Consider the following 12,350-nt stretch of genomic DNA (forward strand, 5'->3'; position numbering starts at 1 on the left):
CGCGATCGAGAATGGGCAGCTCATGCCTTACTTTCGCGGCGAAGCGGCGAGAGTTCGAACCGACCCACCGGTATCTTCGAGCAGAAATTACCCCTACCGCATTTCGACGGATAGAGGAAGACGTGTAACCGTCTTTTTACCGCAGCCACCCGGCGACGCGAGGCCAGGAACTACCGGCTAACCCCCGGACGCCCGACCGTATGTGACGCCTCTCATTTTGCGCTGGCAAGTATGCGGAAAAGCTGTGACTGTCCACAATGATGCCCCCACCAGGACTTCGCCCAGGCCACGTCCCGGCGAAACGGTCCACTACTACTTCCGAGGCGAGTGTGGACGAACTCTCCTAACCGACCGACCCCACCCGATGGCCGAGTACATCATCTGCCTACCCACTCCGGAAGCCACATGACCAGAGCCCGACGGTCCCGCCCGGTCAGCCCGCGATCAACAGCCACACCGCCTGCATGTCTTCGGCCAGTTGGTGGCACGATTACCGATATGACCCCCACCGTCGTCGCGACGGCACCGTGGTTCGCGATCGACGAAGTCGCCTGGCCGACAACCTGATCCCGCAGCCGAAGGAACATCGACGGCCTATCCGACGGGCACATGAGGACCGGAGTGAGCACCACTCGTCCCGCGAGGTCCCGCCAGATCTGCTGGGGTCGCGATCCCGTTGCGAGCTGGTCTGCTTCGTACAGACTGCGCTTCGTGCTGACAACGCCCCAAGTGCACGTATGGCCTCCGCGGTCTCCCGCTGGGCTTCCGCCTGCGCGCGGGCAGCATTGGCAGCGGCGCAGGATGAACGTCGAAGTCAGCGTCGTCGCCGGAGATCCCTGGTCCGCAGCGGAGCGGGCGAAGATTGACAAGTCGTCGGCTCCGGATCTGTTCGGCACCTCGCTCAGACCGCTGGAACCTGCACCATTCGCTGTGCGATACGAGTACCGCTGCGAATCGTCGAAATGCCGCGGCCACGACCAGAAAGTGCTCGACTGGGAGGCAGGACGAGCCGGCCGACGCCGGCTGAAGTCCCACGGCGCCCTACGAGCGCACGAGATGCTCCTCGAGAAGTGGCGCGACACAATGCTCTCACCTGACCGCGATGTCCACTTCTACGTCGGCAACCAGAACCAGCACCGCCGATCCTTCTCCGTCCTCGGCGTCTGGTACCCCAAGACTGAACTCGCCTTGTTCTAGACGTGTACCACCGCCGCGTCGGGGCGGGCTTCGAGCAGTCGATGCACCACCATGCCACGATGGCACTCGGCATGATCGTGCTCGAAGCACAGCAACGCCACCACACCACCATCGAGAAGCTCGGACACGTGCGCAAGAGCGTCAGTCGCAGCGGCACTATCGAGTAAGTCGTGATACCGGGCGCGGGATTCTGGCTCACCGGCGCGGAAACCATCCCGATTGCTCTTCGGATTGCCGAGTGCACGGTGGTGGACGTAACCGATGCCCACCGCAGCAAGAGCCTCGGCGAGCTTCGTCTTCGACAACCCAGGTTTGCGGCTCAGCGGAGTCAGGCGCACATCGACGAGCACCCGGACGTTTTGTTCGACGAGCTGGGCGACAAGATCATCGATGGTTTTCCCCTCGTAGCCGATACTGACGAGGGTTCCTTCGGCGGCGTCGTAGTCGGCGGCAGTGTCAGGGGCTCCCATAGGTTCCTATGGTGCACCAACCACTTGGTGCACCAACCACTGCGATGTAGCGCGATGGACCCAAAGTGCGCGCCCGAATCACGACCACAGCCCAGTCCGACCTGCCACAATGACTCCCGGTCCCGGCCATACATCCGGATCAGGTCCCACCATTCCGCTGGTAGCACAACGGTAGAGCCATCACCAACAAACTTTCAGGGCCAAACCGGGGGGTAAACGAGGCCAGGTCCAATAGAAAAGGTCAGGCCCGGTCTAAGACCGGGCCTGACCTGCTATTTCTGTGGAGCTAAGGGGACTCGAACCCCTGACCCCCACACTGCCAGTGTGGTGCGCTACCAGCTGCGCCATAGCCCCTGGTCGGTTGCGCTCCGGGCGTCCCCGCCGCGCTTCAATGAAGTTACACCAACGGTGTGTCGGCAACCAAATCGCCTCCATCCGGGGGTGACATGCGTTCCCGATCCGGTTATTATCGAACGTGTGTTCGAAGAATTCGGATGGTGAGGGGCACCGGGCGGTAGGCGGTTGGGCGCTCGGGATGGGCGGAGCAGATGGGGTTGCTGGTCCGCTCGTTTCCGAGCGTCCAGCGGTCGCCCCGTTCGGGGTCGGATGCACGTGACGGTGCGGCGGAAGCAGTGCCGGACAGGGATATGCCGATCGGTCGGCACGGCTCGCGGACCGGGACTGAATACGAATTACCCAGCGGTGCATACGGTCCTGTAGCGGGGCAATGAGACATCTCGAGCCGCGGTCAAGGCACAGGTGACCGGATCGCGCTGTCGAGTGCGCGGGCCGGGTGGCGGCAGGTGGAGCCGTTGCCCGGCCCCAGGCCAACCGAAAGCTCGGCGCGCGGCGATCTCGGGGGCTGGGGATGTCGGGTCGCGCCGTCGAGTGGGCCGGGGCGTCGATTTGGTGGAGTCGGCGTTCCGGCCCTTCCGTTCACCGGAGGGCCGGATCCACCAGGAAGCGAGGCTGGGTGTGCCGTGTCCAGGCCGGGATTCGCGCTCGGTGAGAGTAATCACGGAGGTTGTCGCCGGCCGGGAAAGGCGCAACAGCCATCCGCTGCTCACCGAGTGAGCGAGACCACCCAGTTCTCGTCATTGGTGTCGACCTTGGTCGTGCCGTCGAAGACCGCGGGCGTGGCCGCGGAGCCGCCGAGCGCCGCGGCGAGCGCCGCCGTCTGCGCCATGGCACTGCTGCGGGCGGCGTCGACCTTGGCGCCGGTGGCGATGCATTGCCGCACGGGTTCGGCGGCCCCGGCGTCGCCCGCGATCGCGACGAGTTCCTCGTTGCTCAGGTCCGCGCCGCCTTCGCTGGGGCGCTTGGTGGTGAACAGTTCGGTGTGGAACTTGGAGTAGACGGGGCCCGAGCCCGCCTCGGCGACACACTGGTTCGCCGCGACGGCGCGGGTGGAGTAATCCTTGCTCCTGGAGCGGGCGTCGAGGAAGTTCACCAGGCGGTAGCGCACGGCCAGCGCGCCCTCATCGATCTGCTGCGCGATCTCCTGGCCATAGATGCGCTCCAGGCTGCCGCAGCCGGGGCACAGCGGGTCCTCGAAGATCTCGATGGTCTTCTTCGCGTCCGGGCGGCCGAGCAGAATCGAACCGTTCTGCTCGAGCATCGAGTGCACCGCCGGGTTCCGCACCGAACCGTAGCCGTCGTTGCGGACGGCCGCGTCGTCCTGCCCCCAGCGGATCGCCGCGATGACGATCAACACGATCAACACGAGAGCGACCGCACCGAGCGCGTAGGTGGTCGCACTGGACATCGGCCGGGGCGTGTACTTCGAACGCGATTCGCTCACATCGACACTTTGCCGCAACCAACCGCCACCCCCACCGCCGGGCCACTGATCCGACCTTCGACGGCCACCCGCTTCAGCTCCTGCGGCGGGTTCGCCGTACCGGCCGCGGATGTTTGCCCCGGGACATCGGACGCCCCGGATCGCTCGAGTGTTCAGCTCCGACGACCGCGGTGCCCGGCGCGGTACGCCCCGGCCCGGCATCGGCCGCCGTACCGCGACGATCACCGCTCACCGTCCCCTCGGACTTCGCGGCCGTCCTGACGCCATTCGTCGTCGACTCGCGACGACCGGCTACCGCACGGAGATCTTTTACGTTCTCTGCGTGATCACCCGGGACGTCGCCGGACTCGACCACCACCGGCACCGGGCTGTCGGGGATCGGCGCGCCGGAAACCTCGTTCAGCACGCGAGCAGCGCCCCGCTCGGTGTCTTCTGCGCCGCCGGAACGCTCGTACGGGATCTCCGAGGGAACGGAACTGCCCCGCCGCAACGGCTCGGGAACCACGGCCCAGACGAGCGCGGCGACAGCGAGCAACGCGCCGGTCACGCCGAGCGCGAGCTCGTAGGACACCTGCTGCGCCAGCGCGCCCACGGCGACGGGCCCGATGACGGTGCCGAGGTCGGCGGCCATCTGGAAACCGGCCAGCACCGGGCCGCCGCGCGCCTTGGGCCCGATGATGTCGGCGACGGCCGCCTGCTGGGTCGGCGTGAACATGCCGGACCCGAGGCCTGCCAGGAACGAAGTGGCAAGCAGCCAGGGAAGGTCGGTCGCCAGGCCGAGCCCCGCCGTTCCCGCCGCGCACACCAGCGAGCCGACGATCACGAACGGTTTGCGCCCCCACCGGTCGGACAATCGCCCCGAGGCGAACAGCACCGCGACGTTCCCCGCGGCGAACACCGTCAACGCGACACCGGCCATACCCGGCGCCTGGTGCAGCACCTCGACGACGAGCAGCGGCACCAACGCCATCCGGACACCGAACACCGCGGCCCCATTGGCGAAGTTCGACAGCAGCACCGCCCGGTACTCCGGCCGCGCCAAGCCCTCCCGGAAGGACATCATGCGGACTCCGCCGACCGGTTCCGGCGCGGCCAGCTCCGAATGCCGCAGGCTCAGGTACACCACCACGCTCACGGCGAGCAACGCGAGGGCATAGATGACGAACGGCCAGCGCAGCCCGAGTCCGGACAACGCGCCACCCACCAGCGGCCCGCTCACCGAGCCGACCAGGAAGCTGGTCGACCACAACCCGGAGACCCGGCCGCGCTGCTCCGGCGGAGACATCCGGATGACCAGCGCCAGCGACGACACGGTGAACATGGTCGATCCGATGCCGCCGAGCGACCGCAACAGCATGAGCTGCCAATAGCTCTGCGCCAACGCGCTGGCACCCGTGGACACCGCGACGATCAGCAGCCCGCCGAGATAGACCGAGCGCTCCCCCAGCCGCTGCACCAGCCGCCCGCTGAGCGGGGCGAACAGCAACCGCATCAGGGCGAATGCGGACACGATCGCCGATGCGGCCGCCACACCGACGCCGAACCCGCGCGCGAACTGCGGCAGCACCGGGGCGACCAGACCGAACCCGATGGCGATGACGAACGCGCCCCCGACCAGCACCCAGATCTCGGTGGGCAGGGGCTTGGATCTACCGGTCACCGGACAGCGCCTGCCCCACCAATTCCTCCGCGGCGGTCTGCACCTCGGCGAGGTGTTCCGGGCCGTGGAACGACTCCGCGTAGATCTTGTACTTGTCCTCGGTGCCGGACGGGCGAGCGGCGAACCACGCGTTCTCGGTGGTCACCTTGAGGCCGCCGAGCGGCGCTCCGTTGCCCCGCGCCCTGGTGAGCACGGCGGTGACCGGCTCCCCGGCGATCTCCTTCGTGGTGATCATGTCCGGAGTCAACTTCGCGAGCAGCTCTTTCTGTTCCGCGGTGGCCGGCGCGTCGATCCGCGCGTAGGCGGGGCTGCCGTAACGGCGTTCGAGTTCGACATAGCGCGCCCACGGGCTCTGTCCGGTGACCGCGGCGATCTCGCCGGCGAGCAGGGCGAGCAGGATGCCGTCCTTGTCGGTGGTCCAGACCGTGCCGTCCATCCGCAGGAACGACGCGCCCGCGCTCTCCTCGCCGCCGAAGGCCAGGCTTCCGCTGAACAATCCGGGAACGAAGAACTTGAACCCCACGGGCACCTCGTGCACGTCGCGGCCGAGCACGGAGACCACCCGGTCGATCATCGACGAGGTCACCGCGGTCTTGCCGATCTTGGTCAGGGCGTCCCAGCCCATCCGGTTGGCGACCAGGTATTCGATGGCCACCGCGAGGAAATGGTTCGGATTCATCAGCCCGCCGTCGGGCGTGACGATGCCGTGCCGGTCGGCGTCGGCGTCGTTGCCGGTGGAGATGTCGTAGTCATCCTTGATCCCGATCAGCGAGGCCATCGCATAGCGGGAGGACGGGTCCATCCGGATCTTGCCGTCGCTGTCGAGCGTCATGAACCGCCACGTGGGGTCCACGAAGGGATTGACGACCTCGAGCTCGAGGTCGTAGCGCTGGCCGATCTCCTCCCAGTAGTCGACGCTGGCGCCGCCCATCGGGTCGGCGCCGAGGCGGATGCCCGCGCCGCGGATCGCGTCCAGGTTCAGCACGTTGGGCAGGTCGTCGATGTAGTGGTCGAGGTAGTCGTAGCGCTCAACGCCGGTGGCCAGCGCGCGCTCCAGCGTGGTCCGCTTGACCCCGTCGAGACCGTCGCGCAGCAGTTCGTTCGCGCGGGCGGCGATGGCGTCGGTGGCCGTATTGTCGGCCGGGCCGCCGTGCGGCGGGTTGTATTTGAAGCCTCCGTCGCGCGGCGGGTTGTGCGACGGGGTGACCACGATGCCGTCGGCCTGATGCTTGGTCCCGCCCCGATTGTGGCGCAGCACAGCGTGACTCAGTGCGGGCGTGGGGGTGTAGCGATCGCGTGCGTCGATCACCGCGGTGACGTCGTTGGCGGCGAGCACCTCCAGTGCGGTGGTCCAAGCGGGCTCGGACAGAGCGTGCGTGTCCCTGGCCAGATAGACCGGCCCGGTGATGCCCCGGGTGGCGCGGTACTCCACGATCGACTGGGTGATCGCCAGGATGTGCGCCTCGTTGAAAGCGCCGTCCAGGCTGGAGCCGCGATGTCCCGACGTTCCGAACGTCACCCGCTGGGCCGGATCCTCCGCGTCCGGAACACGGCTGTAGTACGCCGTCACCAGGTGTGCGATGTCTTCCAGATCGGTGGGACGTGCGGGACGCCCGGCTCGATCGTGGGCCATGCTCGGGTCTCCCTTCCGTATCGGCTGCGCCCGGCTCGTCATCAGGATCATGTCCACGACCGCCCGGCCACCGCCGACCCCGCGGCCACGTTCCCGTCGGCCACCAGCCGGAACGTCTCGCAGCCGTACATGCTGAACGTGGTCGGCACGGTGCGGAAGCCAGCTTCCGCGGCGGCGAGCGGTCGATCGCCCGCCGACGCGCCGCTCAGATCGCCGAGCCGCGCCGAACCGACAATGGTAACGGCCGCCGTGCCCGGCGGCATCGGCGAAGCGAAATCCGCTGGTGCCGCGGGGCCTATGGGAGAAACGGCCGGGGCGGCGGGCTCGCCACGGGGTCTGGTCATCGCTCACCTTCCTGCCACTGGTCCACCGGTGCCAATGTGACGTTGACCGAGGTGAACAGCTCGGCGTTCCGCTCGACGAAGGCGCGCAGTCGTTCCGGCTCGTCGACCAGCATCAGCATCAGCGGGAGATGGTCGGCGATATCCAAGATCCGGGTGGTGTGCACATGCGCGGACGCACCGTATCCCTCGATGCCGCGCCACACGCTGGCGCCTGCCAGGCCGCTGTCCCTGGCCCGGCGCACGATCTCGTGATATAGGGGCGTGTGCCGCCATTTGTCGTCCTCGTCGAGCAGCACGGTGAGCCGTGCCGCGGGCCGCCACCGTCCCGCCGTGACGCCACCCGCTTGCGAACCACTCATGCCTGCCCCCTTCCGTCGTGCCGTTCCCATCGCCGAGCCGAACCAGGTACTCACCGTGCCATGCCCGCGCCGGGCTCCGACGCCCCGGCTACGCCACCGCCACCCCCGATGCGGACGAGCGCGGAAAGTGCCGCGCCGGTCCGAGGAGTCTACGAACCCCGCGGGTGGGGTGGAGAAGGTGGTGCGACCGCCGGGTGCGCCGATACCGAGACGGGTGCACAGCAGCCTCTTGGCTACCCACACCGCAGCGGTCGGAATCATCGGGATTCCGATTGCGCAGCATCCCACGACATTTACCGCGTACGCCGGGTAGGAGACCGCCCATCTCTGCACGAGACCGGATCGAGCGCAATGCCGATGGCGTTCAGCAAAGCCCGCCACATCTACTTACCTCGTATTTTGCACCAATGATGGTGATTCGGGAGCGCTTTGCCCGTGCGCGGCAGACGAAGACCGCGTGTCGGGTACGCCGTTCAGCGGTACGACCCGCACCCCCGGATTGTTGCCGTGCCCTACGGCGGAAAGACCCGTTCTCACACCGGACTAGAACTCGCGGACCAACCGATGGGCAATCGCTGAGCATCGTTGCCGCATGCCCACCGTCGCGAGTGCGTCGCCTCGCTCGCGAGCGAGCACATCTCGCGGCTCCACGAACGACGACGGCCGCCGCCCCGCGAGCAATCGCGGGCACGGCGGCCGCTGTGCCGGAAACCGGACCGGCGGTGACGCACTCGGTTCAGTGGGCGAGCACCGGCTCCCCCTCGGCGGGCACCGGCGCCGTGCTCGGCATGAGCACCGCGGTGAGGATGCCGCCCGCGACGAAGATCGCCGTGGCCCACCAGAAACTGGTGGTGTAGCTCTCGATCGCGGACTGGGCGATGGTGAGCGGGTCCGGCGTGCGGGTGGACAGGTAGTCCGTGGCCGCGGACGCCGCGATGGTGCTCAGCAGCGCGGTGCCGATCGATCCGCCGACCTGCTGGCTGGTGTTGATCATGGCCGAGGCCACGCCCGCGTCCTCGTGGTGCACGCCCGAGGTGGCGCCCTGGAAGGCGGTCGACATCGCAGCGCCGAGGCCGAGGCCGAGCAGGATCAAGGCAGGCAGGATGTGGGTGGCGTAGCCGGTGTCCAAGCCGATCCTGGTCAGCCACGCCATGCCCGCCGCCGCGACCAGGAAGCCGCCGCTTACCACGACCTTCGGGCCGAGTTTCGGCATCAGCAGCGACGGAACGGTGGTCGAGGAGACCACCATGGCGGCGACCATCGGCAGGAACGCCACGCCGGTCATGATCGGCGAGTAGCCCAGGGTCAGCTGCATGTAGTAGGTGAGGAAAAGGAAGATCGCGAACATCCCGATGCCCATGACGAAGACCGTCAGGTAGGAGGCGCCGCGCATCCGGTCGAGCACGATCCGCATCGGCAGCAGCGGGTGCGCGACCCGAGTCTCCAGCCAGGCGAACACCGCGATCAGCGCCGCGCCGCCGAGCAGGAACGCGAGGGTGACGCCGTTGGTCCACCCGTCCGATTCCGCGTGCGAGAACCCGTAGACGATGCCGAACAGGCCCACGGTGACCACGACCGTGCCGGGGATGTCGAGCTTGGGCCGCTCGGTGCTCGTGTGTTTGGCCAGCAGCAGCACGGCGCCCACCAGGGCGACGGCGGCGAAGGCGAGGTTGACGAACATCACCCAGCGCCACGAGGCCCATTCGGTCAGCGCGCCGCCGAGCAGCAGTCCGATCGCGCCGCCGGTGCCCGCGACGGCGCCGAAGATGCCGAACGCCTTCGCCCGCTCGGACGGTTCGGTGAAGGTCACGGTGAGCAGCGAGAGCGCGGCGGGGGCCAGCAGTGCGCCGAAGACACCCTGTCCGACGCGCGCCGCGACGAGCATCTCGAAACTGGTGGCCGCGCCGCCGACGGCGGAGGCGACCGCGAAGCCGACCAGACCGATAATGAAGGTGTTGCGCCTGCCGAACAGGTCGCTCAGGCGTCCGCCGAGCAGCAGCAGGCTGCCGAACGCCAGCGCGTAGCCGGTGACCACCCAGGAGCGGTCGGCATCGCTGAAGCCGAGGTCCTGCTGGGCGGCCGGCAGCGCGATGTTCACCACGGTCGCGTCCAGCACGACCATGAGCTGGGCGACGCCGAGGACGGCGAGCACCCACCAGCGCAGGGCGTGCGAGCCGCGCCGCCCGCTTCCCGTTCGCTCCGGGGCCGGGGCCCCGCGGTCGATCGCGGTAGTCATGTGTACCCTTTGTCTCGAGCAATGATACGGAGGAGCTTCCTCCGCTTACCCGAAGAAGCTATCACGATAACGGAGACAACGCCTCCGGTTAATCCCCGATGTTGATAGAATGAAGGTGTGAATCACGCCACGGTCGCCTCTCCACCCCGGCGTCTGCGGGCCGATGCCGCGCGCAACCAGCAGCGCATCATCGCCGCGGCGCGGGAACTGTTCGCCGACCACGGACTCGAGATCACCCTCGACGACGTGGCCGAGCGCGCCGGTGTGGGTGTCGGCACGGTGTATCGCCGCTTCGCGAACAAGAAGGAACTGATCGTCGAGGTCTTCGACCAGAACCTGAACGATTTCGCCGACGCGGCCGACGCCGCCTACCGGCATCCTGATCCCTGGTTCGGACTCGTCGAGTTCTTCGAATACGCGTGTCGGCACATGGCCACGAATCGCGGGTTCAGCGAAGTCATGCTCGAACTCGAGGACGACGAGACCGATCGCTTCGCGGTCGTGCGCGATCGCATCAAGCCCAGAGTGAACGCCATCTGCGCACGCGCGCGCGACGCGGGCGTGCTCGCCGACGGCATCGAACCCTCCGACTTCTTCGCCCTGGTGCACATGGTCGACGGGCTCGCCGAGTTCGCCAAGCCGGTGAATCCCGACGTGTGGCAGCGGTATATGGCCATCATGTTGAACGGCCTGCGCGGCGACAACACACCGCGCAGGCATCTCGACGTCCCCCCGCTGAGCGATGACGAGGTCGAGCAAGCCAAGCAGCAGCTGACCTGTAGCTGGCGCAAGCGGTAGCGAAATCGAAGGGTAAGTAGCGCGGGTCACACGCACTCCCGTAGAGTTGGACGCATGACCAACTCGTGGGTGAACTGGGCCGGCGATCAACGGTGCGCCCCCGCGCTGCACGCCACGCCGCGCTCCGTCGACGAACTGGCCGGCCTGCTCGCCGACGCCGAAGCCGACGACCGGACCGTGCGCGTCGCAGGCACCGGCCATTCGTTCACCGACGCCGTCCTGACCGACGGAACCCTGCTGAGCTTGGCGGAACTGAACCGCGTGCTCGATGTCGACCGGGCGAACGGACTGGTCCGCGTGGAGGCGGGCATCAGCCTGAACGCCGCAAGCACCGCCCTGCACGAGCACGGCCTCGCCTTCCCCAACCTTGGCGACATCGACGTGCAGACCGTCGCGGGCGCCATCGCCACCGCCACCCACGGCACCGGGGCGACTTTGCAGAACCTTTCCGCCGCAGTGCATTCGATGGAACTGATGCAGGCCGACGGAACCCGGGTGGAACTGAACGAGCAGACCGATCCCGACGGTTGGCGCGCGGCGCGGGTCGGCATCGGCGCGCTCGGCGTCGTCACCGCCGTGACGCTGCGAATGGTGCCGTCCTTCGTACTGGAGGGCATCGAGCGACCGATTCCGGTGGAGGACGTGCTCGCCGATCTGGATTCGTTCGTCGACGGCAACGAGCATTTCGAGTTCTACATGTTCGCGCACAGTCCGCTGGCCATGACCAAGCGCAACAACCGCGTGTCCCTGCCCGAGCAGCCGCGCCCCAAAGCGGTGGACTGGTTCACCGACATCCTGTTGTCCAACCACCTGTTCGACGCGCTGTGCGGACTGAGCCGCAGACAACCGCGGCTGCTCCCGTTGATCCAGCGCGGCGCCGCCCACGCGGGCAGCTACCGGCGTCAGGTGGACCGCTCCTACCGAGTGTTCGCGTCGCCGCGCCTGATCCGTTTCACCGAGATGGAGTACGCGATCCCCCGCGAGCACTCCGTCGACGCGATTCGCGAGATCAAGCAACTGTCCACCCGATTCGACACCCCGATGCCCATCGAGGTGCGGTGGGTCGCGCCCGACGACGCCTTCCTCTCCCCGGCCTGCGGCCGCGACACCTGCTACATCGCGGTGCACCAGTACCGGGGCATGGACTTCGAGCCGTACTTCCGCGCCTGCGAGGCGGTTTTCGACCGCTACCAAGGCCGCCCGCATTGGGGCAAACGGCACTTCCAGACCGCCGCGACGCTGCGCGGCCGCTATCCCGACTGGGATCGCTTCGCCGAGGTGCGCCGCCGTTTCGACCCGAAAGGGCGTTTCGCCAATTCCTACCTCGACCGGGTACTCGGCCCGGTCGGCTGAACCCGGCGCTTCACTCCGATCGTTCGGCGAGCAGCTCCGCGACCAGACGGGGCACGGCCGTGCCGATGGGTTCGCGGATGATCTCGGTGGCCATCGCGTCGTACGGCGTCGGCTCGGCGTTCACGATGACCAGATCCGCGCCCGCGCGTACGGCGATGGAGCACATCGACGCGGCGGGCTCGACCTGCAACGACGTTCCGATGGCCAGGAAGATCTCGCTCGTCTCCGCGGTGAGCGCGGCCTTGGTCATGGTGCGGCGGTCCATCTGCTGACCGAACATCACGGTGGCGGCCTTGAGGATGCCACCGCAGTCGGGACACGGCGGGTCGGGTTCTCCTCCGGCCACTCGCTCCAAGGTGGCGGACATCGAGGTCTGGTAGTCGCATTCGATGCAGACCACTTCGAACATGTTGCCGTGGATCTCGATCACCCGATCCGGCGAGGACCCGGCCCGCTGATGGAGGCGATCGATGTTCTGGGTGATGATGGTGACCGCTCG

10 protein-coding genes, 1 tRNA gene and 1 pseudogene are annotated in these 12,350 nt (G+C 67.7%); 3 read left to right on the top strand and 9 right to left on the bottom strand.

Annotated elements, in window-relative coordinates; all coding sequences use genetic code 11:
* The first annotated feature begins 801 nt into the window (after nt 1-801).
* On the top strand, nt 802-1,197 hold the full coding sequence (locus tag ON21_RS20205; protein ID WP_051021094.1) for a DUF8757 domain-containing protein: 396 nt from the start codon (nt 802-804) through the stop codon (nt 1,195-1,197).
* Here ON21_RS20205 and ON21_RS20210 read toward each other — a convergent pair.
* From ON21_RS20210 to ON21_RS20245, 8 genes and pseudogenes are all read right to left on the bottom strand, one after another.
* Nucleotides 1,194-1,667 (bottom strand): DUF488 domain-containing protein, encoded by a 474-nt coding sequence (locus ON21_RS20210; RefSeq protein ID WP_039799831.1) that lies wholly within the window; start codon nt 1,665-1,667, stop codon nt 1,194-1,196. The two genes, ON21_RS20205 and ON21_RS20210, sit on opposite strands and share 4 nt — an antisense overlap.
* A gap of 281 nt (nt 1,668-1,948) precedes the next feature.
* Nucleotides 1,949-2,021, bottom strand: a tRNA-Ala gene (locus ON21_RS20215).
* A 709-nt stretch (nt 2,022-2,730) separates the two neighbouring features.
* Entirely contained in the window at nt 2,731-3,468 is a 738-nt protein-coding gene (locus ON21_RS20220; protein WP_039799833.1) for a DsbA family protein, read from the bottom strand.
* Nucleotides 3,469-3,949: 481 nt separating this feature from the next.
* Nucleotides 3,950-5,128, bottom strand: a pseudogene (locus ON21_RS20225) (MFS transporter); the annotation flags it as partial.
* Entirely contained in the window at nt 5,118-6,761 is a 1,644-nt protein-coding gene (gene pgm / locus ON21_RS20230) for a phosphoglucomutase (alpha-D-glucose-1,6-bisphosphate-dependent) (RefSeq protein WP_039799834.1), read from the bottom strand. The gene pgm and the pseudogene ON21_RS20225, both read right to left, overlap by 11 nt.
* 47 nt (nt 6,762-6,808) lie before the next feature.
* Nucleotides 6,809-7,105, bottom strand: coding sequence for a hypothetical protein (locus ON21_RS20235; protein WP_157170893.1), 297 nt, complete (start codon nt 7,103-7,105; stop codon nt 6,809-6,811).
* A complete protein-coding gene (locus ON21_RS20240; protein WP_051021100.1) occupies nt 7,102-7,464 on the bottom strand; it encodes a DUF190 domain-containing protein in 363 nt (120 codons plus the stop codon). Before ON21_RS20240 ends, ON21_RS20235 begins: the two co-directional genes overlap by 4 nt.
* A gap of 736 nt (nt 7,465-8,200) precedes the next feature.
* A complete protein-coding gene (locus ON21_RS20245) occupies nt 8,201-9,700 on the bottom strand; it encodes an MFS transporter (protein WP_039799835.1) in 1,500 nt (499 codons plus the stop codon).
* Between the two features lie 117 nt (nt 9,701-9,817).
* Between ON21_RS20245 and ON21_RS20250 the strand changes: the two genes are divergently transcribed.
* Nucleotides 9,818-10,498: a TetR/AcrR family transcriptional regulator gene (locus ON21_RS20250; protein ID WP_039799836.1), complete on the top strand. Its 681-nt coding sequence runs from the start codon at nt 9,818-9,820 to the stop codon at nt 10,496-10,498.
* 54 nt (nt 10,499-10,552) lie between these two features.
* Entirely contained in the window at nt 10,553-11,851 is a 1,299-nt protein-coding gene (locus ON21_RS20255; protein WP_039799837.1) for a D-arabinono-1,4-lactone oxidase, read from the top strand.
* A gap of 10 nt (nt 11,852-11,861) precedes the next feature.
* Here the strand turns inward: ON21_RS20255 and ON21_RS20260 are convergent.
* Nucleotides 11,862-12,350: SIR2 family NAD-dependent protein deacylase (locus tag ON21_RS20260; RefSeq protein ID WP_039799838.1), on the bottom strand; the 489-nt coding region annotated here is incomplete at its 5' end.

The organism is Nocardia araoensis NBRC 100135, assembly GCF_000308435.1.
Lineage (GTDB): Bacteria > Actinomycetota > Actinomycetes > Mycobacteriales > Mycobacteriaceae > Nocardia > Nocardia araoensis.

What these genes read in the sequence shown, in the direction of transcription:
- ON21_RS20205 (WP_051021094.1), top strand. Translation starts at nt 802, where the DNA reads ATGAACGTCGAAGTCAGCGTCGTCGCCGGAGATCCCTGGTCCGCAGCG.
- ON21_RS20210 (WP_039799831.1), bottom strand. Translation starts at nt 1,667, where the DNA reads ATGGGAGCCCCTGACACTGCCGCCGACTACGACGCCGCCGAAGGAACC.
- pgm (WP_039799834.1), bottom strand. Translation starts at nt 6,761, where the DNA reads ATGGCCCACGATCGAGCCGGGCGTCCCGCACGTCCCACCGATCTGGAA.
- ON21_RS20235 (WP_157170893.1), bottom strand. Translation starts at nt 7,105, where the DNA reads ATGACCAGACCCCGTGGCGAGCCCGCCGCCCCGGCCGTTTCTCCCATA.
- ON21_RS20240 (WP_051021100.1), bottom strand. Translation starts at nt 7,464, where the DNA reads ATGAGTGGTTCGCAAGCGGGTGGCGTCACGGCGGGACGGTGGCGGCCC.
- ON21_RS20245 (WP_039799835.1), bottom strand. Translation starts at nt 9,700, where the DNA reads ATGACTACCGCGATCGACCGCGGGGCCCCGGCCCCGGAGCGAACGGGA.
- ON21_RS20255 (WP_039799837.1), top strand. Translation starts at nt 10,553, where the DNA reads ATGACCAACTCGTGGGTGAACTGGGCCGGCGATCAACGGTGCGCCCCC.